Source organism: Kocuria sp. PD6, from assembly GCF_031844145.1.
In the GTDB taxonomy this organism is placed as follows: domain Bacteria; phylum Actinomycetota; class Actinomycetes; order Actinomycetales; family Micrococcaceae; genus Kocuria; species Kocuria marina.
In genome coordinates this window covers 96,298-121,901 of sequence record NZ_JAUZUS010000009.1, presented here as the reverse complement: position 1 = coordinate 121,901, position 25,604 = coordinate 96,298, and the positions used below count along the sequence as shown (strand labels likewise).

At 70.2% G+C, this 25,604-nt stretch carries 21 protein-coding genes; 15 read left to right on the top strand and 6 right to left on the bottom strand.

Features of this window, described 5'->3' with window-relative positions; translation table 11 throughout:
* Positions 1–61: 61 nt before the first annotated feature.
* From Q9R22_RS10035 to Q9R22_RS10025, 3 genes are all read right to left on the bottom strand, one after another.
* A complete protein-coding gene (locus Q9R22_RS10035; RefSeq protein ID WP_131333109.1) occupies positions 62–1,870 on the bottom strand; it encodes a long-chain fatty acid--CoA ligase in 1,809 nt (602 codons plus the stop codon).
* Between the two features lie 167 nt (positions 1,871–2,037).
* Positions 2,038–2,451, bottom strand: coding sequence for a hypothetical protein (locus Q9R22_RS10030; RefSeq protein WP_131333108.1), 414 nt, complete (start codon positions 2,449–2,451; stop codon positions 2,038–2,040).
* The gene (locus Q9R22_RS10025; protein ID WP_131333107.1) at positions 2,448–3,239 is read right to left on the bottom strand and encodes a carboxylesterase; all 792 of its coding nucleotides are present in this window, start codon (positions 3,237–3,239) and stop codon (positions 2,448–2,450) included. The genes Q9R22_RS10030 and Q9R22_RS10025 overlap by 4 nt, the downstream gene beginning before the upstream one ends.
* A 150-nt stretch (positions 3,240–3,389) precedes the next feature.
* Here Q9R22_RS10025 and Q9R22_RS10020 point away from each other — a divergent pair, with 150 nt between their 5' ends.
* Both Q9R22_RS10020 and Q9R22_RS10015 read left to right on the top strand, forming a co-directional pair.
* Entirely contained in the window at positions 3,390–4,235 is an 846-nt protein-coding gene (locus Q9R22_RS10020) for a lysophospholipid acyltransferase family protein (RefSeq protein ID WP_311254185.1), read from the top strand.
* Between the two features lie 9 nt (positions 4,236–4,244).
* The gene (locus Q9R22_RS10015; RefSeq protein WP_098055245.1) at positions 4,245–5,639 is read left to right on the top strand and encodes a class II 3-deoxy-7-phosphoheptulonate synthase; all 1,395 of its coding nucleotides are present in this window, start codon (positions 4,245–4,247) and stop codon (positions 5,637–5,639) included.
* A 151-nt stretch (positions 5,640–5,790) separates the two neighbouring features.
* On the opposite strand, the gene Q9R22_RS10010 is transcribed toward Q9R22_RS10015, so the two are convergent.
* On the bottom strand, positions 5,791–7,719 hold the full coding sequence (locus Q9R22_RS10010; protein ID WP_131333106.1) for a protein kinase domain-containing protein: 1,929 nt from the start codon (positions 7,717–7,719) through the stop codon (positions 5,791–5,793).
* Between the two features lie 4 nt (positions 7,720–7,723).
* Positions 7,724–8,845: a LysM peptidoglycan-binding domain-containing protein gene (locus Q9R22_RS10005; RefSeq protein ID WP_131333105.1), complete on the bottom strand. Its 1,122-nt coding sequence runs from the start codon at positions 8,843–8,845 to the stop codon at positions 7,724–7,726.
* 142 nt (positions 8,846–8,987) lie between these two features.
* Between Q9R22_RS10005 and Q9R22_RS10000 the strand changes: the two genes are divergently transcribed.
* On the top strand, positions 8,988–9,374 hold the full coding sequence (locus tag Q9R22_RS10000; protein ID WP_131333104.1) for an Rv2175c family DNA-binding protein: 387 nt from the start codon (positions 8,988–8,990) through the stop codon (positions 9,372–9,374).
* Positions 9,375–9,394: 20 nt separating this feature from the next.
* On the opposite strand, the gene Q9R22_RS09995 is transcribed toward Q9R22_RS10000, so the two are convergent.
* Positions 9,395–10,504 (bottom strand): polyprenyl synthetase family protein, encoded by a 1,110-nt coding sequence (locus Q9R22_RS09995; RefSeq protein ID WP_131333103.1) that lies wholly within the window; start codon positions 10,502–10,504, stop codon positions 9,395–9,397.
* Positions 10,505–10,856: 352 nt separating this feature from the next.
* On the opposite strand from Q9R22_RS09995, the gene dinB reads away from it, so the two are divergent.
* The 12 genes from dinB (at position 10,857) to murG (ending at position 25,576) form a co-directional block, all read left to right on the top strand.
* The gene (gene dinB / locus Q9R22_RS09990) at positions 10,857–12,095 is read left to right on the top strand and encodes a DNA polymerase IV (protein WP_131333102.1); all 1,239 of its coding nucleotides are present in this window, start codon (positions 10,857–10,859) and stop codon (positions 12,093–12,095) included.
* Between the two features lie 53 nt (positions 12,096–12,148).
* Complete coding sequence (locus tag Q9R22_RS09985; RefSeq protein ID WP_131333101.1) at positions 12,149–12,565, top strand: DUF3040 domain-containing protein; 417 nt, start codon at positions 12,149–12,151, stop codon at positions 12,563–12,565.
* Between the two features lie 265 nt (positions 12,566–12,830).
* Positions 12,831–13,262, top strand: a complete 432-nt coding sequence (gene mraZ / locus Q9R22_RS09980) for a division/cell wall cluster transcriptional repressor MraZ (protein WP_035961210.1) — start codon at positions 12,831–12,833, stop codon at positions 13,260–13,262.
* Positions 13,263–13,505: 243 nt separating this feature from the next.
* Complete coding sequence (gene rsmH / locus Q9R22_RS09975; protein ID WP_131333100.1) at positions 13,506–14,489, top strand: 16S rRNA (cytosine(1402)-N(4))-methyltransferase RsmH; 984 nt, start codon at positions 13,506–13,508, stop codon at positions 14,487–14,489.
* Entirely contained in the window at positions 14,486–15,106 is a 621-nt protein-coding gene (locus tag Q9R22_RS09970; RefSeq protein ID WP_131333099.1) for a hypothetical protein, read from the top strand. Before rsmH ends, Q9R22_RS09970 begins: the two co-directional genes overlap by 4 nt.
* Before the next feature lie 84 nt (positions 15,107–15,190).
* Positions 15,191–17,044: a penicillin-binding protein 2 gene (locus tag Q9R22_RS09965; protein WP_242670435.1), complete on the top strand. Its 1,854-nt coding sequence runs from the start codon at positions 15,191–15,193 to the stop codon at positions 17,042–17,044.
* 97 nt (positions 17,045–17,141) lie between these two features.
* Positions 17,142–18,830 carry a UDP-N-acetylmuramoyl-L-alanyl-D-glutamate--2,6-diaminopimelate ligase gene (locus tag Q9R22_RS09960; protein ID WP_131333098.1) on the top strand — a complete coding sequence of 563 codons (1,689 nt, stop codon included), beginning with the start codon at positions 17,142–17,144 and terminating at the stop codon, positions 18,828–18,830.
* Positions 18,827–20,305 (top strand): UDP-N-acetylmuramoyl-tripeptide--D-alanyl-D-alanine ligase, encoded by a 1,479-nt coding sequence (gene murF, locus Q9R22_RS09955; RefSeq protein WP_131333097.1) that lies wholly within the window; start codon positions 18,827–18,829, stop codon positions 20,303–20,305. Before Q9R22_RS09960 ends, murF begins: the two co-directional genes overlap by 4 nt.
* A gap of 4 nt (positions 20,306–20,309) precedes the next feature.
* Positions 20,310–21,443, top strand: a complete 1,134-nt coding sequence (gene mraY / locus Q9R22_RS09950) for a phospho-N-acetylmuramoyl-pentapeptide-transferase (RefSeq protein ID WP_131333096.1) — start codon at positions 20,310–20,312, stop codon at positions 21,441–21,443.
* A 94-nt stretch (positions 21,444–21,537) separates the two neighbouring features.
* Complete coding sequence (murD, locus tag Q9R22_RS09945; protein ID WP_131333095.1) at positions 21,538–23,088, top strand: UDP-N-acetylmuramoyl-L-alanine--D-glutamate ligase; 1,551 nt, start codon at positions 21,538–21,540, stop codon at positions 23,086–23,088.
* Positions 23,088–24,446, top strand: coding sequence for a putative lipid II flippase FtsW (gene ftsW, locus Q9R22_RS09940; RefSeq protein ID WP_131333094.1), 1,359 nt, complete (start codon positions 23,088–23,090; stop codon positions 24,444–24,446). The genes murD and ftsW overlap by 1 nt, the downstream gene beginning before the upstream one ends.
* Positions 24,443–25,576 (top strand): undecaprenyldiphospho-muramoylpentapeptide beta-N-acetylglucosaminyltransferase, encoded by a 1,134-nt coding sequence (murG, locus tag Q9R22_RS09935; RefSeq protein WP_052160655.1) that lies wholly within the window; start codon positions 24,443–24,445, stop codon positions 25,574–25,576. The genes ftsW and murG overlap by 4 nt, the downstream gene beginning before the upstream one ends.
* Positions 25,577–25,604: the final 28 nt, after the last annotated feature.

The window sequence follows — 25,604 nt, the reverse complement described above, 5'->3', positions numbered from 1 at the left end:
CCGGACCCCGGTATGCGAAGCGCAGTTCCTGGCCCGGGCACCCCGCGGCGTCGGCGGGCTGTCAGCGCGCGTAGATGTCCTCGATCTCGCGCGCGAAGTCCTGGGCGACCTTGGCCCGCTTGAGCTTCATGGACGGAGTGAGGTGGCCGTCCTCGATCGTGAGGTCACGGTCCAGGATGCGGAAGGCCTTGATGCCCTCCGCGCGGGAGACCTTGGCGTTGGCGTGGTCCACGATCTTCTGGACGTGGTCGATGACGGCCTCCTCGCGTGCGGCCCGGTCGACGCTCATGGTCGGATCCAGCCCGAGTCCGGGCAGCACCTTGGGCAGCGTCTCGGGGTCCAGGGTGATCAGGGCGGCCACGAAGGGGCGGTCGTCCCCGACGACCATGATCTGCCCCACGGTCGCGGAGGCCCGGATGGGATCCTCGAGTTGGTTGGGGATCACGTTCTTGCCGCCCGCGGTGACGATGATCTCCTTCTTGCGCCCCGTGACCGTGAGCAGCCCCTCGTCGTCCAGGTGGCCCAGGTCCCCGGTGGCGAACCAAGCGTCGAAGAACGCCTCGGCGGTCTTATCGGGCAGCCCGTGGTAGCCCTTGAACACGTTGGCGCCGCGCACGAGGATTTCCCCGTCCGCGGCGATCGCGACTTCGTTGCCGGGGATCGGGTGGCCCACCGTACCGAGCCGGTTGAGGCTCGGGAAGTTCGCCGCGATGGGGGCGGTCGTCTCGGTGAGCCCGTAGCCCTCGACCACGTACACACCGATCCCGTTGAAGAAGTGCGCGAGGTAGTCGCCCAGACTCGCACCCCCGGAGACGGCGTAGCGCACGTCCCCGCCCATGGCCTGGCGCAGCGTGGAGTACACGAGCTTGTCGTAGAGGCGGTGGCGGGCTTCGAGCAGCGGCGGCACGGGGCCCTTCACGGCGGCGCGTGACCACGCGACGGCGGTCGCAACGGCCCGTTCGAAGATCAGCTTCTTCACCGGCGAACCGGCCTGGGCCTTGAACCGCGCGCCCACCAGAATCTTCTCGAACACGCGGGGCACGGCCAGGATGAACGTGGGCTTGAACCGGTCGAGGTCCTCCATGAGGTGGGAGACATCCGGCGTGTGGGCCAGGGTGATCCCGGCGTCCAGGGACGTGACCTCCACGAACCGGGCGAACACGTGCGCGAGCGGCAGGAACATGAGGGTGCGGGACCCCCCGGCCATGACGGCACCGGCCACCGGGATGGTGTTCTGCGAGCACGACACGAAATTGCGGTGGGTCAGTTCGCAGCCCTTGGGCGCACCCGTGGTCCCCGAGGTGTAGATGAGGGTCGCGACGTCGTCCAGGGTCACGCCGTCGTAGGGCGTCTGCAGATCCGTGCGGTCCGCGCCGCCCGCGATCATGGCCTCCAGGGAGTTTTCGCTGGAAGCGGTGTCGAAGACGCAGATCCGCCGTGCGGCCGCGAACTCCGTGATCCCGGTGGCCCGCTGCACGCGTTCGGCCAGTTCGTCGGTCTCCACGAAGATCGCCACGGCCTGCGAATCGGACATGATGTGGGCGATCTGATCGGGGGAGGACGTGTCGTAGACGGGCACCGGCACTGCGCCGGCCCACCACAGGGCGAAGTCCACGAGCGTCCACTCGTAGCGCGTGCGGCTCAGTAGGCCCACGCGCTCGCCGGGGCGGATGCCCTTCGCGGCGATCCCGCGGGCCAGGGCCACGACCTCGTCACGGAACTGTCGCGCCGTGACGTCCCGCTCGCGCCCTTCTGCGAGCACGGTGTACAGCACCGTGTCGGGCTTCTGCTCGGCGCGTTCGGCAAGGATGTGGGCGATGCCGGGGTACGGCAGGGGATCGACGATGGCCGGGGCGCTGACGCGTCGCATGGAGGGGCACCTTCCTGATGGGGACGGCTCTCAGCCTACTGTGTGTCGCGCCTCACTCCCGGCACATACTGGACGTGTCCACCACATGACGGCGACCCCGGCAGGATTGTGGCGGAGGCGCCCGCGTCCGGGGAGCCGGACCCGCTGGAACGCGCCGCGCGGACGCGTCAGACGACGGCGCCGTCGTCGTCCTCGGGGGAGTCCTGCGGCAGCGCGCGGAAGACCAGGTACAGACCCGTGACCAGACCCACGAGGCCCAGCAGCCACATAACCGGGGGCAGGGGACCGGGCAACAGGGTGAGTCCGACCATGATCACGATGACCGCGAGCACGGTGCTGAGGGCGCGCAGCATGGCGGGGGAGATCCCGCTCGTAACGGGCCCGGGATCAGGCTCGTAGCGTTCGTCCTCCCGGGTGTCCCGCAGTTCGACGGGGATCTCCTCGGCCGGTTGCTCGCGGGGCTCCCACGGGAAGTCCTCGGCCCACGGTTCGAGGTCCTCGTCGTCGCGGGGGACGTCGTCCCACGAGTTGCCGCGGATGATCCGCTCGAACGGGTCCTCCGGTGGTTGGCGTGAACTCACGACGGGTCCTCGGGGAGGAACTGCTCGCCCCGGGACAACCGCTGGACCGCGTCCCGGGAGATCCGTTCGAGCAGCGGGGCATCGTGATCCAGGGTGGCCACGTGGTAGCTGTTCTGCAGATCGACCACGCGGACGTCCCCGGAACTGTGCTCGGCCACCAGGTCCGCGGAGTCCCCGGAGACGATGTGGTCCACCTCGGAACGGAACACCACGGTGGGCGCGGTGATCGCCGGGAGCATGCGCACGGTCCGGTGCATCAGCACGTTCAGCTGCGCGACGGCGGCGAGGGGCGTGCGGTCGTAGGTGGACTCCAGGACGTCCTCCTTCTTGACGTCGCCACCGATCCCGGGCAGGGACGCGACCACGGGACTCAGCAGGTGACTGAACCGCGCCATCCGGTTCACGAGGGACAGCGCGGGGTTCACGAGCAGCACCCCGGCGACCTCCCGCCGGGCTGCGGTGTGCAGGGCCAGCGCGCCGCCCATGGACAGCCCGCCCACGACCACGCGGTCGTGCTCGCGGCGCAACGCCCAGTACTGTTCGTCCACGGCGTCCCGCCAGGCCTGCCATGGTTGTTCGGCCAGTTCCTCCCACTGCGTCCCGTGCCCGGGCAGCAGGGGGACGCGCACGCCCGGGTGGGCTCCGGCGTCGTCGGTGGCCTCGTGGACGGCGTGCGCCCAATCCCGCACGGAGGCCGTGGTGGCCGTGAAGCCGTGCAGTAGGAGGACCCCCACGGAGGAGGAGCCGGGAAGGTGCAGGGGGCCGTGGAGTTGCTGATCGGAGAACATGGCGCCATTGTGCCAGCCGCCGCGAGAACTCGTGAGAGAATGTGGCGGAACAAAGGCACGGTGCCGCGCGTGCGCACCGGTGCACGGCCGGGTCACCGCGGGCATCCGGTGACTCCCGCGATGACGAAAGGGCTCCCGCTCATGGTGTACATGTTCTTGAAGACCTACGTGGTGGGCCCCGTGGTCAACCTGGTGTGCCGACCCACCGTGGTGGGTCTGGAGAACGTCCCCGAGCACGGCCCCGCGATCCTCGCGAGCAACCACCTGTCCGTCCCGGACGCCATCTTTATGCCCGTGGCCGTGCCGCGCCAGGTGTATTTCCTGGCCAAGTCCGAGTACTTCACGACCCCCGGGCTCAAGGGGCGCGTGATCGGCGCGTTCTTTAAAGCCATCAACCAGATCCCCATGGACCGCAGGGGTGGCAAGGCCAGCGCCAAATCGCTCAGTGCCGGCGGCCAGGCACTCGCCGAGGGCAAGCTGATCGGGATCTACCCGGAGGGCACGCGCTCCCCGGACGGTCGGCTCTACAAGGGGAAGATCGGTGTGGCCCGCCTCGCGCTGGAGACCGGGGCCCCCGTGATCCCCGTGGCGATGTTCGGCACGGACAAGATGCAGCCCCTGGGCTCACGGTTCCCGGATCCGCGTCGTGCCAAGGTCACCACGGTCTTCGGTGAGCCCATGGACTTCTCGGACCTGATGTCCCGGCACGGGGACCAAGCGACCATGCGCCGCGTGACGGACGAGATCATGGCCGCGATCCAGAAGATCTCTGGCCAGGAGATGGCGGACGTCTACGCTGCTGATCACAAGCGCGCGCTCGCCGAGGAGAAGACCGCAGCGCTCAAGGACCAGGCCCGCGACGTCGTCGAGGCCACCCGGGACAAGGGACGCGCGGTCACGGACGCCGTGTCCCAGCAGGCGAGCAACCTGGGCGCCAAGCTGCAGGGACGTTCACATGACGGAACGGACGAGCGCGGTCCCAAGGAATCCGCCTAGACTGTCCGAATGAGTTCCATAACGCTGCCTGAACAGATCCGAACCGTGTCGTCCCCCTCCCCGAGCGCGGCGAACTATCCCGGCTTGGACGAGTGGCGGGACAAGACGATCGGTCAGCACCCCCAGTGGGCGCAGCACCCCGACTTCGCGAGCAGCATGCAGGAGCTCAACGCCGTCCCGCCCCTCGTGTTCGCGGGGGAGGTAGACCGGCTGCGCGCGCGCCTGGCCCAGGTGGCCAACGGTGAGGCGTTCTTCCTGCAGGGCGGCGACTGCGCCGAGACGTTTGCCGGTGCCACCGCGGACAAGATCTCGGCCCGGGTGCGCACGCTGCTGCAGATGGCCGTGGTGCTCACGTACGGCGCGTCGCTGCCCGTGGTCAAGATGGGGCGCATGGCGGGGCAGTTCTCCAAGCCGCGTTCGTCCAACGACGAGACCCGCGACGGCGTGACCCTGCCCTCGTTCCGTGGGGAGATGGTCAACGGTTTCGACTTCACCGAGGAGTCCCGCGTTCACGATCCCAAGCGGATGGTGCGCGGTTACCACACGTCCGCGTCCACGCTGAACCTGATTCGCGCCTTCACCCAGGGCGGGTTCGCGGACCTGCGCCGCGTGCACGCGTGGAACATGGGCTTCGCGGCCAACCCGGCATACGCCCGCTACGAGTCCATGGCGCGCGAGATCGATCACGCGGTGAAGTTCATGGCCGCGTGCGGCTCCGACTTCGACGCTCTCAAGACCACCGAGTTCTTCGCGGGTCACGAGGCGCTGCTGCTGGACTACGAGCGTGCACTGACCCGCATCGACTCCCGCACGAACCTGCCGTACGGCACATCCGCGCACTTCCTGTGGATCGGGGAGCGCACGCGCGAACTCGACGGCGCGCACGTGGACCTGCTCTCCCGGTTGCGCAATCCCATCGGCGTCAAGCTCGGCCCGTCCACCACGGGCGACGACGCCCTGCGGCTCATCGATGCCCTGGACCCCGAGCGCGAGCCGGGTCGCCTGACGTTCATCACCCGCATGGGTGCCAAGAACATCCGCGAGAAGCTGCCCCCGGTGATCCAGGCCGTGGAGGCGTCGGGTGCCAAGCCCGTGTGGGTCACGGACCCCATGCACGGCAACACGGTCTCGCTGCCCTCGGGGTACAAGACCCGCAACTTCGACGACATCGTGGATGAGGTCCGCGGCTTCTTCGAGGTGCACCGCGCGCTGGGTACGTTCCCGGGCGGCATCCACGTGGAGATGACCGGTGACGACGTCGCGGAGTGCCTGGGCGGGTCCGACCCGGTCAACGAGTCCTCGTTCGCCGAACGTTACGAGACGCTGTGCGACCCCCGGTTGAACCACATGCAGTCCCTGGAGATCGCGTTCCTGGTCGCGGAGTACCTCTCCCAGCAGAACTGATCCGGTGACATGCGATGACCCCGGCACGGTTGGTGCCGGGGTCATCTTTCGTGTGTAAGGCGTCCGTGCCGTCATCGCCTTCGGGGCGCGGGTGTCACGGCGTGGTCGTGACAGCACGGTCGCCACTCATGCGGTCGTGTCCGCACGACCGTCACAACACGGTGAGGATCACCGTGTTCCCGTCCTCACGCTGGCGCACGACCCGGTTGAGGTGGGAACCAATGGGTGAGTTGATCTCCACCGTGTACCCCTGCTCCTCGAGGCTCTGCCGGGCGGAGTCCGCGTCCTGGCCCACCACGTTGGGCGGTGCACCCTGCGGGGTGTCCGCGGCGAGGGTCAGGGCCACGGTCGTGCCCTCGTCCACGCTCGTCCCCGCAGCGGGGGACTGCCCGAGCACGGTGTCCACGGCCTGCGCGGAGTACTCCCGCGAGATCTCGCCCACGCGCAGCCCGGCGCCGGTGATCGCGGCCCGGGCGTCGTCGCCCGCTGAACCGACCACGGTGGGAACGCTCACGCGGGCAGGACCCTCGGAGACCACCAGGTTGACCTGCTCGATACCGCGCACGGTGGTGGAGGCCCCGGGATCCGTGGCGATCACGATGCCCTGCGGGACCTCGGGGCTCGTGGTCGAGCGCACGCCCACGTTGGAGATGCCCGCGCTGTTGAGGGCGCGTTCCGCGGTTGCGGTGTCCTGACCTGCGACGGCAGGGACGGTCGCGGACGCCGTCCCGGGGGCCGAGCCGAGCCACCAGCCCAGGAATCCGGCCACCGAGAGCAGCAGCGCGAAGACCACGGCGCCCACGGCCAGGTGCAGGGCAAGGGGCTGGGGGTTCAGCCGGACCCGGGGTGTGTCGCGGGAGCGGTGGGCGGTGGAGCCCACCTGGGTCATGGCGATGGTCCCGGTCGCATCGGGCTCGAAGGCGGGCAGGATCGGCGCACCGGCCCCGCGCTCGCCGGGACGGCCCATTCCATGCGTGTGCTGACTACCGAGCGGGGTGGTGGCGTTCTCCCCGGTGGGATCCGCTCCCGTATCGCCGAGGGCCTCCGTGGGTACTCCGCCGAGTGCCTGCGTCGGCGCCTCGGCGGCGTCGCCTCCTGCGGTGGGAACGGTGGCCGCGCCGGCAGCGGCGGACGCTCCCGCAGCGCCGGCCAGTGCCCCTCCGGCGACCGCCGCCGCAGCCGTCGAGGCGTGGGACCCGCCTCCCAGGACGACCGTGTCCGTGTCCCGCAGTGAGGGCGGGTCGATCTGCTCGGGCAGCGAGCGTCGGATGGCCAGCGCGAGGTCCAGCAGCGCCGCGGCGTCGGCGGGGCGCTGGGCAGCGTCGCGGGACGTCGCGCGCAGCACGAACTCGTCGAGCGCGGCGGGGACGCCCTGCGCGAGCCCACTGGGGGCGGGGACGTCCCGGCTCACGTGGGCGGTCGCGACCTGCAGGGCGGTACCGGTGTACGGGCGTGAGCCCGTGAGCATCTCGTACGCCATGATCCCCACGGCGTAGACGTCGCTGCGCTGGTCCACGGGGCCGTCCCCCACGAGTTCGGGGGCGGCGTAGCCCACCGTGCCCATGACCGTGGTGCTCGTGGTGTGCTCGTCCACGGCGCGGGTCAGTCCGAAGTCGGCAACCTTGACCTGCCCGCCCCGGGTCAGCAGGACGTTCTCGGGCTTCACGTCCCGGTGGACCAGGCCGATCCGGTGCGCCTGGGTGAGGCCGCGCAGCACGGGGATCAGCAGGTCGAGCGTGCGGCGCGGTGTCATGGGCGCCTCATGGGCCACGACGTCGCGCAGAGTGGGCCCGTCCACGTATTCCAGGACCAGGTAGAGCACGCCATCCGCGGTGTGACCCTGGTCCAGGACGGCCACCACGTTGGGGTGGTGCAGGCGCGCGGCGGACTTGGCCTCACGCCGTGCCCTGGCCAGGAAGGACGGGTCGTCCGCGACGTGGGGGTGCATGATCTTCAGGGCCACGGGACGTTCGAGCCGTTCGTCGAGCCCCTCGTAGACCGTGGCCGTACCACCGCGGGCGATCAGGCGGCGGACCTGGTACCGGCCCTCCAGCAGGGATCCCACGCGGTGGTCGTTCATGCTGCTACTGGGCAAATTCTCGTTCCTGTGCGCTCACGGCTTTCACGTACGCCTTGGTGTCGGGGTACATACCGTACGTCTTCACGCCGTGCAGTCCCTGATAGTAGGCGCCGATCCCCGCGGCCTTGTTGGGGGCCTTGGCCTGCAGCTCCCGGATCAGCGCGACCCCCGCGGTGATGTTGTCCTGGGGGTCCAGCAGGTCCAGGTCCCGACCCACCATCGCGGACGCCCACTCACCGGCGGACGGGATCACCTGCATGGTGCCCACGGCGTCCGCGGGGGAGACCACCCCGTGGCGGAACCCGGATTCCTGCGAGGCGTGAGCGAGCGCGAGCGCCGGGTCCACCCCCAACTCCTGGGCGGTCGCTCGCACCATCTCGCGGATCTGCTCCGGGGCCGGCAGTTGGCGCTGCTGCAACTGGGCGTGGTGTCGGTTCGCGGACTCCACGACCTCGCGGGGGTACGTGCGGCCCGCGAACGTGTCACCCACGGCGGCCTTGTGCTTCGGGGCCGCGGCCGTGCCAGCGTCACGCACCGTCGCGGCGGGTTCGGACGACGACGCCGCTCGGGCGGGTCCCGCCGCCCCGCCCGGGATCGTGAGTCCCTGGCCCGGGCGCAACACGGAGGCAGCGGAGACCCCGTTGGCCCGCATGAGCTCGGCCACGCTCACGCCGTAGCGCTGCGCGAGGTCCCACAGGGTGTCACCGGCGGCCACGGTGTGGCGCCGGGAGCCGCCGCGGTCGGAGCCGGCCGGGTCTGCGTCGTCGGCGCGCGATGCGGCCGCGGAGGAGGAGGCGGGAGCGCGGTCCGATCCCGGGATCACGAGCCGCTGGCCGGGACGGATCATGCCGTGGGCCGGGAGCTTGTTGACGCTCATCAGGTCTTGGACTCGCACCCCGTGGGCGGTCGCCAGGGACCACAGGGAGTCCCCGGGGGCCACGGTCACGTGCGTGGACTGGGCATGATGCGCCACGTGGACGTTCGGGGCGGGCGCCGGCGCGGCGTGCGCGGAACCCACGGTGCCCAGGGCGGTGAGGGCGGCCAGCGCGGCGGCGGAGCCCTGCGCGGCGCGGCGGGACCATGTGGAACGGGGGGACCGGCGGTCGTGGGGCGGGTCAACCGGCATGTTCGCGATTCCTACCTCTGGACGGGGGAGCGGGGGAAGATCCGGCGGCACCCTCCGGTACAGCACGGTGCCCCCAGATTACCCGACCACCGGTCGCGACCGGTGTGTGAGCCGGTCGGTGCGCCGTGGCACAGTAGGGTTCGTGAACTACTCAACCGATCTCTCCGCCCAGGAATTCGCCGAACTCGACTCGTTGGTGGGTGAGTGGACCTACCTTCCCGACATCGCCGAGGCCATGGACATCCAGATCACCCGGGTGCACCGGCTCGTGGACGACGGCGCCCTGCTCGAGGTGCGCCGACCCGAAGACCGCGTGCGTGTGGTCCCCGCCGAATTCATGGACGGCGACCGCCCCGTGGACTCCCTCAAGGGGACCGTGGCCGTCCTGCGGGATGCCGCCTACACGGACGCCCAGGCGATCCGCTGGCTGTTCACCGAGGACGAGTCCCTGCCCGGGCGGCCCATCGACGCGCTGCGCCGTGGCCAGAAGACCGAGGTGCGCCGCAGGGCACAGGCCCTGGGCTGGTGACACCCGCCCGCTGAGGCGGCCTACTTGGCGCGGCGCACGGCGGCGTCGGCGAGCGCCTGCAGTCCGGCCCGGGCGACGTCGTCGGTGCGCAAGCGCGCCAGCTGCGTGTCCGCGGTGCGCACGAGGGACGTGATGAGTTCCTCCGAGCGCGCGTGGGCGCCGCTGTCCCGCATGAGGTCCCGCGCGCGGTGCACCTCCTGCTCGGTGAGTTCCGCGCGGCCGAGCACCGATTCGAGCCACGCGATGTCCTCGGCCGAACTCGATGCCGCGCACAGTGCGATCAGCGCGGTGCGCTTGCCCTCGCGGATGTCGTCCCCGGCGGGCTTGCCCGTGGTCTCCGGGTCGCCGAAGACCCCCAGGACGTCATCGCGCAATTGGAAAGCCTCGCCGACCGGCAGCGCGAACGCGGAGCAGTCCGCGAGGAACGCGCGGTCCGCGCCGGCGAGTGCCGCGCCGATCTCCACGGGGTGCTCCACCGAGTACTTGGCGGACTTGTAGCGCAGCACGGTCATGGCACGCTCGAGTTGCTCCTCGGGGTCGCCCACGGCGGGAGCGACCTCCGCGTGGATGTCCAGGTACTGCCCGGCCATGACCTCGGTGCGCATCGTGGAGAAGATCTCCCGTGCGGTCGCGGCCGCGTCCCCGGCGACGCGCGCGGTGGCGTCGGCGAAGAGTTGTTCCGCGAAGGACAGGCTCATGTCCCCGGTGAGGACGGCCGCGCTGACCCCGAAGTGGGCAGCGTCCGCGGACCACCCGGAATCGCGGTGCAGAGCCTCGAAAACGCGGTGCACACTGGGCTTGCCGCGGCGCGTGTCCGAGCGGTCCAGGATGTCGTCGTGGATCAGCGCCGCGGTCTGGAAAAGTTCCAAGGACGCCGCGGCGGCCACGGCGACCTCGTCCGCCACGGCCCCGCCCGCCGCGCGCCAGCCCCAGTAGCACAGCCGTGCGCGCAGGCGCTTGCCGCCGCGCGTGAGGTCCTCGATCGCGTCCACGAGCACGGTCGCGTGCGGGGAGATCCCGGTGACCCGTTCGCGTTCCCGCGCGAAGAACTCGGTGATCCGCTCGTCCAGGAGCGCGGAGAAGTCACGGTCCTGTTGCGTCGCGGTGACGGACGCGTCGGAAAGGGTCATGCCAGGGCACCTTTGATCGAGGGGATGCTGTCGGCCGCGCTGCGCGGTACCGCGGGTCGCGGCGGGCGTCACGGGCACGGGCTCCACGACGCCGGGCCGCCCCGCGGGCGCCCGACCAGCCTAACCGGACGCGGCGCCGCGGATGCGTATCGGTGCCGCCCCGTCGAGCGGCCCGGGGCCGGACAAGTTCGTGGCGCCGTGGCCCGTGTGCGTGTCGGAGCCCCTTCCTAGGCTTACGAAAGACGAACCAGATCCCGCGCGGGTGGCATGTCCGTCATCAACGGGTCTCGATCCGGACGGGTCCCGCGTGGCGATGGGTTCCCGATGCCGGAGGGTCGTGGAAGGAGGCGCCATGGGCGGGCCCAGTCCGCAGCAACTGGCCGAGTACCGGCGCTGCGCCATCCTGCACGTGGACATGGACATGTTCTACGTGGGTGTGGAGCTGCTCAACGCCCCCCAGTACCGCGGCCGCCCCGTGATCGTGGCCGGTTCCGGTCCGCGCTCGGTGGTGCTCTCCGCGTCCTACGAGGCCCGCCGGTACGGCGTGAACTCCGCGATGCCCGTGTCCCAGGCCCGCGCTCGCTGCCCCTCCGCGGTGGTGCTCGAACCGCATCGCGAGGCGTACACCCATTACTCACGGATCGTGATGGACATCTTCCGCTCGGTCACGGACCGCGTGGAGCAGCTGAGCGTGGACGAAGCGTTCGTGGACGTGTCCGGGGCGATCCGGCGCAGCGGACCGCCCGTCGAGATCGCCCGGACCCTGCGGCGCGTGATCCACGAACGCACGGGACTCACCGCCTCCGTGGGGGTCGCGGAGAACAAGACGGTCGCCAAGATCGCCTCCGCGTACTGCAAACCGGACGGGCTGCTCGTGGTGACGCCCGAGCACACCCTCGCGTTCCTGGCACAGCTGCCGGTGGGCAAATTGTGGGGGGTGGGCAAGCGCACCTCCGAGATCCTGCAGTCCGCCGGGCTGTCCACGGTCGGGGACATCGCCGCCACGCCGTTGCCCCGGTTGCACGCGCTCGTGGGCACCGCTTCCGGGACACATTTGAAACAATTGGCCACCGGCCACGACCCCCGTCCCGTGACGCCCGCGCGCGAGGAGAAGAGCATCGGGGCCGAACGGACGTTCCAGCGCGACGTCGCCGACAGTGCGGCTCTGAAACGTGTGCTGCTGGGCCTGGCCCACGACACCGCGGTCCGGTTGCGCAGGCACGGACTGCGCGCCGGGCGCGTGGGACTCAAGCTGCGCTACGCCGATTTTTCGACCATCACCCGCTCCAGGACGCTGAGTCACCCCGTCACCGCGGCCCACGATCTCTACACCGAAGCGTGCGCGCTACTGGACGGTCTGGGCCCGCGAGCGCAGGCCGTGCGGCTCGTGGGCATCAGGGCGGAGAAGCTCACCGGGGCCGATCGCGCGTTCCAGTTGAGCCTGGACGGACGGGAGGAGGAATGGGGTGCCGCGGAGGAAGCCATGGACCGCGTGCACCACCGATTCGGCCCCGGAATTGTGCGCCCAGCCAAACTCATGGAAACGACGATGCCAATCCGTCCCGCACGGGATATTCTGGACGGTACGTGAGGAAGGCAGCCGTACCGCCCCCGCCTCGCTCCCTCAACACCACAGGAGGAATCGTGCCTCTCTCCGAGCACGAACAACAGCTTCTCGCCCAGCTCGAGAAGCAGTTGCACGACGACGACCCCCGCTTCGCGTCGACCATGCACACCGAAGCGGTTCGGGGGCGCGGGTCCATGCGCAACGTCGTGCTGGGGGTCGTGATCGCAGTGGTTGGCCTGGGCGTCCTGCTCGCCGGGGTCGCCATGCACCTGATCATCGTGGGCGTGTTGGGCTTCATCGTGATGGCCGCCGGCGCGTACGTGGCCACCGTGCGGGGCCGGGCCACCCCGGACAAGGGCGCGGCCAATCCCGGAGGCCCCGGGAGCGGGCCGTCCAATGGCGGGCCGTTCGGCCGCGGTCCCTCCGGTCCACGCAAGTCCTCCACTTTCCTCCAGAACCTCGAGGAGAAGTGGGACAAACGCAATCAGGGTTAGCGCTGAGCCTCCCCGCAGGCCGTCCAGCCCGTAAAACTTCCGAGAACTCCCCGGCACCGCGCCGGGGAGTTCTTTCATGCCCGGACCCATCGTCTCCGGCGTGCCCGCAGACCACGCCGGGAAAGGTGTGTCGACGACGCCCCGGGGCAGCGCCGTCGTGGCGTGCCGTGGAGGGGATCCGCGTTGACGGGGGAGGGCAGTGGAGTAAAGTGGAGGGTGGTAGAGAAGCGAGGGTTGGGCTGACCCTGGTTCGAAGGCGGTGGCTGTGTTTCTCGGAACATACGAACCGCGTTTGGACGACAAGGCCAGGCTGATTCTCCCGGCCAAGTTCCGGGCCGAACTGGCGGACGGACTCGTGCTGACCCGAGGGCAGGAACGCTGCCTGTACGTGTTCAGCGCGCAGGAGTTCGCCAGGGTCCACGAACAGATGCGGGCGGCCCCGTTGTCGTCCAAGCAGGCCAGGGATTACATCCGCGTTTTTCTCTCCGGGGCATCGGACGAGGTCCCGGACAAGCAAGGTCGCATCACCATTCCGGCGTCCCTGCGCTCGTACGCGGGCCTGGACCGGGAACTGGCGGTGATCGGGGCGGGCAGCCGCGCCGAGATCTGGGATGCGGCCTCGTGGCAGCAGTACCTGGCGGAGAAGGAAGCGGCTTTCTCCGCCACGGAGGACGAGGTCATACCCGGGCTGTTCTGATCACCCGAGGACCACCGCGCGGACCCCCGCCGGTGCCGTCCCCGGACATGAGATCTCCAGCCGCCCACGTCACCGTCCTGACTCGACTTCCCCCGAGTCAGGCCGGATTCGAGGGGCGAGCGGCGGATGGGGATCTGGTGTCCGGGCGCACCGTAGGATGCCCCCGGAGGACATCGGTGCCGTGCGCACCGAGACCTGCGACCCGTAGTACCCGCACGATCCGCGACAGACCAGGAGCCCGGCATGGACCACGCCCCCGCCGAGCAACGACACATCCCCGTGATGCTGGAGCACTGTCTGGACCTGCTCGCGCCGGCGTTGGACACCGAACACCCCGTGGTCGTGGACGCGACCCTGGGCATGGGCGGGCACACCCACGCCATGCTCGAACGCTTCCCGGGGTTGCGCGTGGTCGGGATCGACCGGGACCCCCAGGCCCTCGAACTCGCCGGGGAACGCCTTGCGCACTTCGGGGAGCGGTTCACGGGCATCCACACCACGTACGACCACATCGATCAGGCCGCCGCAGCCGCCGGTGTGGACCGGGTGGACGGCATCCTGTTCGACCTCGGGGTGTCCTCACTGCAGCTGGACGAACGCGAGCGCGGCTTCGCGTACTCGTTCGACGCCCCCCTGGACATGCGCATGAACTCCCGGGCGGAACTGTCCGCGTACACCGTGGTCAACGAGTACTCGGAGGCCCAGCTCAAGGACATCATCTACCGCTGGGGCGAAGACCGCTTCGCGCCGCGGATCGCGCGCGCCATCGTCGCCGCCCGTACCGAGGCCCCGCTGCGCACGACCGCCCAGCTCGTGGACGTGGTCCGCTCCGCGGTCCCCGCCGCGGCCCAGCACAAGAAGGGCCACCCGGCCAAACAGACCTTCCAGGCGTTGCGGATCGAGGTCAACGAGGAACTCGACGTCCTGGAGCGTGCCGTGCCCGCCGCCGTGGAAACTGTCAGGGTGGGAGGGCGTGTCCTCGCCATGAGTTACCACTCCCTGGAGGACAGAATTGTCAAGCAGGAGTTCACTCGCGGTGCACGTTCCACGGCCCCCAGAGGTTTTCCCGTGGAACTGCCGGAACACCAGCCCACGCTGAAGGTTCTCACCCGCGGGGCGGAACGCGCCGGCGAGCAGGAGGTCCGGGACAACCCCCGGGCCGCCTCGGCCAGGTTGCGTGCCGTCGAGCGGCTCCGGGAGACCACGAGACCAGGGAGTGCGCGATGAGCAGTGCGACGTCGGCCTCGCACCCGTCGTCGGGTGACCCCTCGGGCCGGGGGGCGGACGGGCGTAGGCCGCTCTCCGTGGTGCCGCGCCGCGCGGCCCGCCGCAGCCGGGTCTCCACCGTGGTCATGTGCACCCTCGCCCTGGCCGCAGCTCTCGTGGGCATCCTGGTGCTCAACATCCAGATCACCCAGGGGCAGTACCAGTTGACCGAGCTCACGGGTCAGCAGCGCGCTCTCTCCCAGGAGAACGAGGCGCTCACGCAGGATATCGAGGCCAATTCCGCGCCGCAGAACCTGGCCGCCCGCGCCAACGACCTGGGCATGGTCCCGGCCAAGGATGTGGGGAGCATCCAGCTCGGCACGGGTGCCGTCACGGCCCCGAGCGCCCCCGCGGAGAAGACGGACGCGCAGAACATCCTCGTGCCGCCCGCGCAGATGAAGGGTTCCGACGCCGCGGAGGCGAACCGGATCGCCGCCGAGGAACGCGCAGAGAAGCGCGCCAAGGAAGAAGCGGACAAGAAGACCGCCCAGCGTAAAGCGGCCCAGAAGGCCGACGAGTCCCGGGATCTCAACGGGGGCTCCATCCCCGCGCCGTCGCAGCGCGCGCCTGGCCAGTGAACGCGCCGGTCCGCGCCGCGGACCGGGTGTAGAACCCGTCGGAGGTGGCCCCACCACGCTGAAGTCCAGGAATCGAGGAAGACCGTGTCAGCATCGTCAGCGCGCAAGAACCGAGTGTTCCGGCCCTATTCGCGCATGCACGTGGGCATCGCCTTCCTGCTGGTCCTGTTGCTTCTCGTGGTGGGCCGCCTGTTCTGGGTCCAGGGGCTGGACCCCGGGGGCCGGGCCGAGGCCGCGGCCGCCCAGCGCACGCTCGTGGAGTCCATCCCCGCGGTGCGCGGGGAGATCACCGACAACCGTGGCACGGTGCTGGCCCGCACACTGCAGCGCTACGACATCACCGTGGACCAGAGCGCCGTCGCCGCCGTGACCGTGCCCCACAAGGACGGTTCCACCGAGACCGTGACCCCCACGCAGGCCGTGTACAAGATCGCGGACGCCCTGGGCATGAAGGACACGGACGTGAAGGCCGCGCTGGACGGGGACAAGAGCTTCAACTACGTAGCGCGGGGCGTAACCCCCGAGCAGTACAACGCCCTGCGGGAGTTGAACCTGCCGTACATCTACGGCCAGCCCACGTTCCAGCGCAGCTATCCGGACGGTTCCCTGGGCGGTTCCGTGGTCGGGTTCCTGGGCGGGGACAACCAGGCCCTCGGCGGGATCGAACAGACCCAGGACTCCCTGTTGCGCGGCACCGACGGCGAGCGCCGCTTCGAGATCTCCGGCGACGGCGTGCGCATCCCCGTGGCCCCGCAGGAACAGAAGGCCGCCGAGAACGGTTCGAACGTCAAGCTCTCGCTCGACAGCGACGTCCAGTTCTTCGCGGAGCAGGCCGTGCGCGAACGGGCCAAGCAGCTCAAGGCCGAATGGGGCACGGCCGTGGTCATGGACGTCAAGACCGGCAAGGTCCTGGCGCTCGCGGACACCTCCTCGGTGGACCCCAACGTCCCGGGCAAGGCCGACGCCGCCGACCTCGGTTCGCGCGCCGTGTCCCAGGCCGTGGAGCCCGGTTCCACGGAGAAGATCGCCACGGTGGCCGGCGCCCTGGACCGGGGGATCGTGTCCCCCACCACGGAGATCACGGTCCCGCCGTACCTGCAGATCGGTTCCGAGAAGATCACCGACGCGTTCGACCACGGCACCCAGAACCGCACGGTCGCGGGGATCATCGCGGACTCCATGAACACGGGCACCGTGATCATGGGTTCCAAGATGGACAAGCAGGCCCGCCACGACAACCTCGCGAACTTCGGGGTGGGTTCCGCCACGGGCATCGAACTGCCGGGGGAGTCCACGGGCATCCTGGCGCCCGCGGATCAGTGGGACCCGCGTCAGGAGTACACGGTGTTGTTCGGTCAGGGCGTGTCCCAGACCCCGTTGCGCACGGCGTCGATCTTCCAGGCGGTCGCGAACAAGGGCCGTCAGATCGAACCGCGCCTCGTGGACTCCGTGACCGCGCCGGACGGGACGGTCACGCACCCCGAACGTCCTGAACCCAAACAGGTGCTCTCCGAGTCCGCCGCGCAGCAGACGCTGGACATCATGGAGAACGTGGTCACGCAGGGCGGCGCCAAGGAAGCGGCCGTGCCGGGATACCGCGTGGGTGGTAAGACGGGTACGGCCGAGGCGCCGAGCGAGGGCGGCGGGTACGAGGGCTACACCACGTCCTTCGTGGGTGTGGCCCCCATGGAGGACCCTCAGTACCTCGTGGCGGTTACCATGCAGCGCCCCCAGGGGGACGTGCGCACCTTGGGCGTGACGAGCACGTTCTCCACGATCATGTCTCAGGTGCTGCACCACTTCAACGTGGCGCCCTCCACCACCACGGGGCCCACGTTCGACATGCAGGTGCCGCAGAACGTGGACCGGGACGTGACACCCACGAACGCGCTCGAGCAAACGTGGCCGCAGCCGGGGAGGGACGAGTCCCAGGACTAAACTTCCCACACAGAAGCACATGGCGGCAGCAACGACCGGTGAGACACCGGCCCGGGTGGACGGGGTACGTCCACAGACAGGTTCGAAGAGGATTTCTATGGTGGCATCTGCCCAAGAAGGGACCGACGCGCAGAGTCTGCGTCCGTCCCGGCCCGTGGCCCACTCGCTCGAGGAGCTCGCGCGGCTCACGGGCGCGCGGGTGGTCCCCGCCCCCACGGGGACCACCGTTCCCGTCACGGGAGTGGTCCTGAACTCGCGGGAGGTGCAGCCGGGTGATCTCTATGCCGCGCTGCCCGGCGCCAAGGTGCACGGGGCGCGATTCGCCGCCGACGCCGCCGCATCCGGTGCCGTGGCGATCCTCACCGATCCGGACGGCGCGCGGTCCGTGGTCGAGGCGGGCGTGGGCCTGCCGGTGCTCGTGAGCCCTGAACCCCGTTCATGGGTGGGTCCGGTGGCCCGCGCGGTCTACGATTCCCAACCGGCGGACGGCACCGGCCAGGAGCTTTTCGCGGTGACCGGCACCAACGGCAAGACCACCACGACCTACTTCATCACCTCGATCCTGCGCGCCCTGGGCCACATGACCGGGTTGATCGGCACCATCGAGATCCTCGCGGGGGACACACCCATCCCGTCACGCATGACCACGCCAGAGGCTCCGCACGTGCATTCCCTGCTGGCCCTGACCCGTGAACGCGGGATCACCGCCACCGCCATGGAGGTCTCGTCCCACGCCCTCGAGTTCCACCGGGTGGACGGGGTGCACTACGACGTCGCTGGGTTCACCAATCTCACCCAGGACCACCTGGACCTGCACGGGTCCATGGCCGAGTATTTCGAGGCCAAGGCGCAGTTGTTCACGCGCGAGCGCACGAGCCGCGGCGTCGTCGTGCTGGGGGACGGGGACCCGTGGAGCGCCGCGATGGCGCAGCGGGCCCGCGAGAACCTGGGTGCGGAGAACGTCACGACCGTTGCCCTGCGCGGCTCGGACGGAACGCGTCAGGACGCGAGCGATGCGGAAGGCACCGCCCCCGTCGGGACCGGCGGGGCGGACGCCGCGGACTGGACCCTGCGCTCGCTGACCCGCCGGGGCATCGGTCACGCGTTCACGCTGCAGCACACGGACGGGCGCGCGCTGGACATGCACACGGGACTGCCCGGTGAGTTCAACGTGGCCAACGCGGCGCTGGCCGTGCTCATGGTCCTGGACTCCGGCGTGGCACTGAACACCCTGCAACGCGTCCTGGACGAGCACGACCCCCTGAGCGCGGGCGTGCCCGGACGCATGGAACTTGTGGGCACGCGGCCCACGTCCCTCGTGGACTTCGCGCACAACCCGGACGCGCTCGCGCGCTCGCTGCGCGCCGTGACCCCCGAGGACGGGCGCGGTCGCGTGATCGTGGTCTTCGGCGCCACCGGCGAGCGCGACACCACCAAGCGCCCCATCATGGGCCGGGTCGCGGCGGAGGAGGCGGATGTCGTGATCATCACGGACGACGATCCCCACGCCGAGGAACCCGCTCCCATCCGGGAGCAGGTCGCGCAGGGCGCTCGTGAGGCCGTCGCGAACCATGCTCGCGCCACGGACGTGCTGGTCATCGAACCGCGCGCGACCGCGATCCGCACTGCAGTGCGCATGGCCCACCCGGACGACGCCATCATCGTGGCGGGCCGCGGTCACGAGACCGCCATGGATTTCAACGGCGTGGTCGTGCACCTGGACGACCGCGAAGAGCTGCGGGACGCCCTGGCGGCGTTGCACGCGGACACGAAGGAGCAGCAATGATTGCCATTTCCGCCGCGCAGCTCGCGCGGGCCGTGAACGGTGAGCTCGCGGGGGTCCCGGACCCCGAGTCCGTGACCGTCACCTCCGTCACGACCGATTCCCGGGAAGTCACGGACGGCGCGTTGTTCGTCGCCAAGCCGGGCGAGACCACGGACGGGCACCGCTTCGTGCCGGCCGCCGCGGACTCCGGCGCGGTGCTGCACCTGACCGAACGCGTGGTGACCGACGACGCGGGGGCTCCGTACCCGTGCGTCGTCGTGGCGGACGTGGTGCTCGCGATGGGCGCGCTCGCGAGCCACGTGCTCGAGCAGTTGCGTGCCGCGCACCCGGTCACCGTGGTGGCCGTGACGGGTTCGGTGGGCAAGACGACCACCAAGGACCTGCTGCACGGGATCTTCGCCGCGCAGGGCCCCACGGTCGCGCCGCGCAACTCGTACAACGGCGAGGTGGGTGTCCCGCTCACGGTGTTCACGGCCACCGAGGACACCGAGTACTTCGTGATCGAGATGGGCGCCACGCACATCGGCAACATCCGCTACCTGTGCGACACCGTCCGCCCGGACGTGGGCGCCGTACTGTGCGTGGGTTCGGCCCACGCGGGCGAGTTCGGTGGCGTGGAGAACATCGCGCGCGCCAAGGGCGAGATGGTCGAGGGCCTCTCCGCGCACGGCACCGCGGTGCTCAACGACGACGACGCCCGCGTGCGTGCCATGCGCGAGCGCACCGACGCGCGCATCATCTCCTTCGGGCAGGGACCCGACGCCCACGACCCGGCCCACGAGGACCCGCGCGTGTGGGCCGAGGACGTGACCGTCGGTACCGACGGGTGCCCCGCCTTCACGCTGCACTTCCCGGACGGCTCCGCCCACCCGGTGCACTCGCAGCTGATCGGTGCGCACCATGTGACCAACCTGCTGGCCGCGGCCGCCGTGGCCTTCGGCGCCGGGGTCCCCGCGGCCGAGATCGCAGCGGGTCTGACGGGCCGCGGCCCCCGCTCGCGGTGGCGGATGGAACGCACGGAGCGCCCGGACGGCGTGACCGTGATCAACGACGCCTACAACGCTAACCCGCAGTCCATGCGGGCCGCCCTGCAGACCCTCGCCCAATTGGGCCGCGGGGACGAGGAGCACCCCGCGCGGCGCACGATCGCCGTGCTGGGTGGCATGTTCGAACTCGGTGACGAGTCCATCACCGCCCACGCGGACCTCGGGCAGTTGCTCGTGCGGTTGAACGTCTCGCATGTCGTGGCCGTGGGGGAGGTCGCCCGGCCGGTCTACACCGCTGCGACCCTGGAGGGCTCGTGGGGTGAGGAAGCGGCCTGGGTCCCGGACACCGAGCACGCCGAGCAGTACCTGAATGACACGCTGCGCCCGGGGGACATCGTGTTGTTCAAGGCGTCCAACGCTGCGGGGTTGCAGCACCTGGGGGACCGGGTGGCCCAGGCCACCACCGACACGAACCACCAGGAGGGTTGAGCCCGTGATCCAATTGCTCGTGGCAGCGGGGCTCGGCCTCGTGTTCTCGATCTTCGGTACGCCCGCCCTGATCCGGGTGCTCGCCCGGCGCGGGTACGGTCAGTACATCCGGGACGACGGACCCACGTCTCATCAGACCAAGCGCGGCACCCCCACCATGGGTGGCGTGGCCATCCTGCTCTCGGTCGTGGCCGCCTATCTGGTGACCCACCTGATCAGCGTGATCGCGTGGCCTGAGAACGGTGGGATCACCCTCTCGGGCGTCCTGGCGCTCGGCTTGATGCTCGGCATGGGGCTGGTGGGGTTCCTGGACGACTTCAAGAAGATCTCCAAGAAACAGAACCTCGGGTTGACCGCTGCCGGGAAGATGGCCCTGCAGGGGGCCACCGGGATCGCGTTCGCGCTGCTCGTGCTGTTCTTCCCGGACGAGGCCGGTCACACCCCGGCCTCCACGGCGATCTCCTGGACCCGGGACACCGGCGTGGACCTCGCATTCGCCGGGCCGATCGTGGGGGCCATCCTGTTCGTGATCTGGGTGAATCTGATCGCCACCGGAACCACCAACGCCGTGAACCTCACGGACGGTCTGGACGGGCTCGCCACGGGCGCGTCCATCCTGGTGTTCAGCGGGTACATGCTCATCACACTGTGGCAGGCCGGGCACCTGTGCGAGAACGTGGCACAGGCGGCGTGCTACGAGGTTCGGGATCCCATGGACCTCTCGATCGTGGCCGCGGCCCTGGTGGGTGCGCTCATCGGGTTCCTGTGGTGGAACACGTCCCCGGCGAAGATCTTCATGGGGGACACGGGCTCGCTCGGCCTGGGCGGCGCGCTCGCGGCGTTCGCGGTGCTCTCCCGCACCGAACTGTTGCTGATCCTGATCGCCGGCCTGTTCGTGATCATCACCCTGTCCGTGATCCTGCAGGTGGGCTACTTCAAGCTCTCCCATGGCAAACGCATCTTCAAGATGGCCCCGTTGCAACACCACTTCGAGCTCAAGGGCTGGCAGGAGGTCACGATCGTGGTCCGATTCTGGATCATCGCCGGTCTGTTCGTGGCCGCCGCGCTCGGTGTGTTCTACGGCGACTGGTTGCTGCACAACGGCGGCGCGTTCCCCGGCGCGGAAGCGCTGCACTGACCGCGCGGCGCGCACCCCGCTCTCGGGCGGCGGAGCGCGCCGGTCACCCGCGAGACCACCCACGACCGACACGAGGATGAGGCACGGACCAGACATGATGCACGCGAGCAACGACAACCCCGTCCTGGACAACCCCCGCCTCGCGGAGCTGACCAGCTGGGACGCGCCCTGGTCCGGTCTGCGCGCCGTGGTCGCCGGGATCGGGGTCTCGGGTTTCGCCGCGGCGGACACCCTGATCGAACTCGGTGCGCTCGTCACCGTCCTGGACTCCCGGGACACCGAACGCAATCGGCAGAGCGCGGACACCCTGAAGATCGTGGGCGCGAGCGACGTCGTCCTGGGGCCGGCCGCCATGACGAGCGTCCCGGACGTGGCCGGGGCCCGCCCGGACGTCGTGATCACGTCCCCGGGCTTCCCGCCCACCCACCCGCTGCTCGCCGCGGCGCGCGAGGAGGGCATCCAGATCTGGGGTGACGTGGAACTCGCGTGGCGCGTGAACCGCCGCGCGGGGCGCAAGACCCCCGAATGGGTGTGCATCACGGGCACGAACGGCAAGACGACGACCGTGGGCATGACCGCCTCCATCCTGCAGGCCGCCGGGCTCAAGGCCGTGGCCGTGGGCAACGTGGGCACGCCCATCCTGGACGCACTGCGCGATCCTGTGGAGTACGACGTCCTGGCTGTGGAATTGTCCAGCTTCCAACTGCACTGGACGCACTCCGTCTCGCCCCTGGCCTCCGTGGTGCTCAACGTGGCCCAGGACCACGTGGACTGGCACGGCAATTTCGAGAACTACCGCGCGGACAAGTCCCGTGTGTACGAGAACACGCGGGTCGCGTGCGTGTACAACGCCGAACAGGACGGCGCGGAGGAACTCGTGGAGGAAGCGGACGTGCTCGAGGGCTGCCGCGCGGTGGGCTTCACCACGCAGACCCCGGGGCTGTCCATGGTGGGCGTGGTGGACGACCTGCTCGTGGACCGCGCGTTCGTCGCAGAGCGCATCACGACCGCCGCCGAGATCGGATCGATCGAGGACACCGGCTCCATCCCCACGCGTCACATCGTGGCCAACGCGCTCGCCGCCGCGGCGCTCGCGCGCGCCGCCGGGGTGAGCCCCGAGGCCGTGCGGGACGGACTGCGCGCCCACCGCCCCGGTGAACACAGGATCCAGCTCGTGGCCGAATCGGACGGGGTGCGCTGGATCAACGACTCCAAGGCCACCAACCCACACGCCGCGCAGGCGTCCCTGTCCGCGTTCGACTCCGTGGTCTGGATCGCCGGCGGGCTCTCCAAGGGCGTCACGTACGACACCCTCGTGGAGCGCAACGCAGGCCGGCTGCGCGCGGTCGTCGTGATCGGCACGGACGACGCCGCCCTGCTGGACGCGCTCTCCCGCCTGGCCCCGGACGTGCCCGTCCTCGCGGCGACCCCGGGCCAGGGCGGCACCGCACCGGACGACTCCGGCATCGACCCGACCGACGGGCACGCCGTGATGCGCCGGGCCGTGCGGTTGGCCCGTGAACACGCCGAGCCCAAGGACACCGTGCTGATGGCACCGGCGGCCGCGTCCATGGACCAGTTCGCCGACTACGCGGACCGCGGCAACGCGTTCATGCACGTCGTGCACGAAGAATTGGGGTTCTGATGGCCACCCGCACCCCCGAACGTCCCCGGGTAGCCGAGCCCGCGGAGCCGGGCACCCGATCGACCGCCCTGAGCACCAGGATGCGCGGCTGGTGGCACCAGCTCACCGACGGCCCGCTCTTCCACTCCTACTACGCCCTGGCCGGGTGCGTGGTGTTGCTCACCGGCATCGGCGTGATGATGGTGCTCTCCGCGTCCGCGGTGGAATCGATCTCCGACAGTCGCTCGGCGTACGCCCTGTTCGCGCGCCAGGCGCTGTTCGGGGTCGTGGGGTTGATCGCGATGTTCGCGCTGTCCATGGTGCCACCCCACTTCTACACGCGGATCGCGTGGGCGCTGTGGGGTCTCAGCGTGCTCGTGTCCCTGCTCGTGTTCACACCCCTGGGGCGGGAGGTCAACGGCAACCGCAACTGGCTCGTGCTGGGCGGTCAGTCGTTCCAGCCCTCGGAGTTCGCCAAGCTCGCGCTGTGCATCTGGCTCGCGGCGATGTTCGCGCGCCAGGGAGATGCGGTCGCGCAGCACTGGAAGCCGGCCCTGTGGCCCTCCGTCGTGGGATTCCTGGTCCCCACCCTCCTCACGCTGGCCGGCGGGGACGCCGGTACGGCCATCGTGTTCTGCCTCATCTACGCCGCGGCACTGTGGTTCGCGCGCGCACCCCTGAAGATCTTCCTCGTGGGCGCGGCCGGCCTCGTCCTGGGCGGGTTGTTCCTCGTGATCACTGCGCCGCACCGTCTGGACCGGATCACCGGGTGGCTGTTCGGGGAGTGCGGCGCCACGGACGCGTGCTGGCAGGCACAGCAAGGACTCAACGCCCTGGCCACTGGCGGCTGGTGGGGCGTGGGGCTCGGCCAGTCCCGGCTCAAATACAACTACGTGCCCGAGGCCCACAACGACTACATCTTCTCGATCATCGGCGAGGAACTCGGCCTCGTGGGCACCGTGATCATCCTGGCGCTGTTCATCGTGATGGTCGTGGCCATGGCCCGGATCCTGTTGCGCACCCGCAGCACGTTCGTGCGGATCACCACCGCGTGCGTGGCCACGTGGCTCGTGGGCCAGGCCTTCGTGAACCTGGGCATGGTCACTGGCCTGCTCCCGGTGATCGGTATCCCGCTGCCCTTCATCAGCTACGGTGGATCCGCGCTGCTGATGACCATGGCGGCCGTGGGCGTGGTCATGTCTTTCGCCCGGGTCCCGCGCTCGGTGCGTGTGGGTCCCGGACGGTCCGGGGCGGCATCGGGCACCCAGATCCTGGACGACCAGGAGGCCTACGAGCGCGGGCTGGCCACGCAACCGGAACGCCCCCGGACGTCGTGGGCGCAGCGCGTGACCCAGCGGTTCGGAAAGGGACGAGAATGACAACCACGCACGACATCGACCACCAGCAAAAGCGGGCCGGATCCGCCCGCGTGGTGCTCGCCGGTGGCGGCACCGCGGGGCACATCAGCCCCCTGCTGGCCATCGCCGACGCCGTGCAGCAGTTGCGCGCGGACGCCACGGTGTGCGCCGTGGGCACTGCCTCCGGCATGGAGACGCGGCTCGTCCCGCAGGCCGGTGTACCCCTCGAACTGATCGACCGCGTGCCCCTGCCCCGCAAGCCGTCCCTGGACCTCGCGCGCCTGCCGCGTCGGCTGTCCGCCGCGGTGCGCCAGGCCGGCCGGATCTTGGACGCGCAACAGGCCACGGTGGTCGTGGGCGTGGGCGGGTACGTGTGCACGCCCGTGTACCTCGCGGCCGCGAGGCGTCGGATCCCCGTGGTGATCCACGAGGCCAACGCCAAGCCCGGGATGGCGAACCGGGTGGGCGCCCGGTTCGCGTCCGTCGTGGCGACCGCCTTCCCGGACACCCCGCTGCGTGGTGCGCGCACCGTGGGCATGCCCATGCGGCGTGAGATCGCCACGTTGGACCGGACCGCGGAACGCGCGCAGGCCCGCGCGGCGCTTGGGCTGGACCCGGACCTGCCCACCGTGGTGGTCACGGGTGGTTCCTCCGGTGCCCAGTCCCTGAACCGGACCGTGGCCGCGATTGCGGGGGAGGTCGCGCGGCACGGGTACCAGCTGCTGCACGTGACGGGGCGCGCCAAGGAAGTGCGCACCCCGGACGGCGAGCTGCTGCGCGCGCCGAACTACGTCCAGACCGAGTACGTGGACGGGATGGAGAAGGTCTACGCGGCCGCGGACCTGCTCGTGGCCCGCGCAGGCGCGGCCACGGTGTGCGAGGTCGCCGCCGTGGGTCTGCCCGCCGTTTTCGTGCCCCTGCCCATCGGTAACGGTGAGCAGGCACTCAATGCCCGCTCCATCGTAGCCGCGGGTGGTGCCGAGATCGTGCGGGACGCCGAGTTCACCGCCGCGTTCTACCGCGAGACCGTGGTCCCGCTCGTGACCGACGCTCCCCGGCTCGATCGCATGGCCCAGGCCTCCGCTGCCCACGGTGTCCGCGACGCCGCGCAGGTGATGGCCCGGCTCACCCTCGACCACGCCCGCCGCTGAAAACCTTCCCCCCCCACGTCCCCAGGAG

Coding starts and splice junctions, on each gene's coding strand:
- Q9R22_RS10035 (WP_131333109.1), bottom strand. CDS start 1,870: ATGCGACGCGTCAGCGCCCCGGCCATCGTCGATCCCCTGCCGTACCCC.
- Q9R22_RS10025 (WP_131333107.1), bottom strand. CDS start 3,239: ATGTTCTCCGATCAGCAACTCCACGGCCCCCTGCACCTTCCCGGCTCC.
- Q9R22_RS10020 (WP_311254185.1), top strand. CDS start 3,390: ATGTTCTTGAAGACCTACGTGGTGGGCCCCGTGGTCAACCTGGTGTGC.
- Q9R22_RS10015 (WP_098055245.1), top strand. CDS start 4,245: ATGAGTTCCATAACGCTGCCTGAACAGATCCGAACCGTGTCGTCCCCC.
- Q9R22_RS10010 (WP_131333106.1), bottom strand. CDS start 7,719: ATGAACGACCACCGCGTGGGATCCCTGCTGGAGGGCCGGTACCAGGTC.
- Q9R22_RS10005 (WP_131333105.1), bottom strand. CDS start 8,845: ATGCCGGTTGACCCGCCCCACGACCGCCGGTCCCCCCGTTCCACATGG.
- Q9R22_RS09995 (WP_131333103.1), bottom strand. CDS start 10,504: ATGACCCTTTCCGACGCGTCCGTCACCGCGACGCAACAGGACCGTGAC.
- dinB (WP_131333102.1), top strand. CDS start 10,857: ATGGGCGGGCCCAGTCCGCAGCAACTGGCCGAGTACCGGCGCTGCGCC.
- rsmH (WP_131333100.1), top strand. CDS start 13,506: ATGGACCACGCCCCCGCCGAGCAACGACACATCCCCGTGATGCTGGAG.
- Q9R22_RS09970 (WP_131333099.1), top strand. CDS start 14,486: ATGAGCAGTGCGACGTCGGCCTCGCACCCGTCGTCGGGTGACCCCTCG.
- Q9R22_RS09960 (WP_131333098.1), top strand. CDS start 17,142: ATGGTGGCATCTGCCCAAGAAGGGACCGACGCGCAGAGTCTGCGTCCG.
- murF (WP_131333097.1), top strand. CDS start 18,827: ATGATTGCCATTTCCGCCGCGCAGCTCGCGCGGGCCGTGAACGGTGAG.
- murD (WP_131333095.1), top strand. CDS start 21,538: ATGATGCACGCGAGCAACGACAACCCCGTCCTGGACAACCCCCGCCTC.
- ftsW (WP_131333094.1), top strand. CDS start 23,088: ATGGCCACCCGCACCCCCGAACGTCCCCGGGTAGCCGAGCCCGCGGAG.
- murG (WP_052160655.1), top strand. CDS start 24,443: ATGACAACCACGCACGACATCGACCACCAGCAAAAGCGGGCCGGATCC.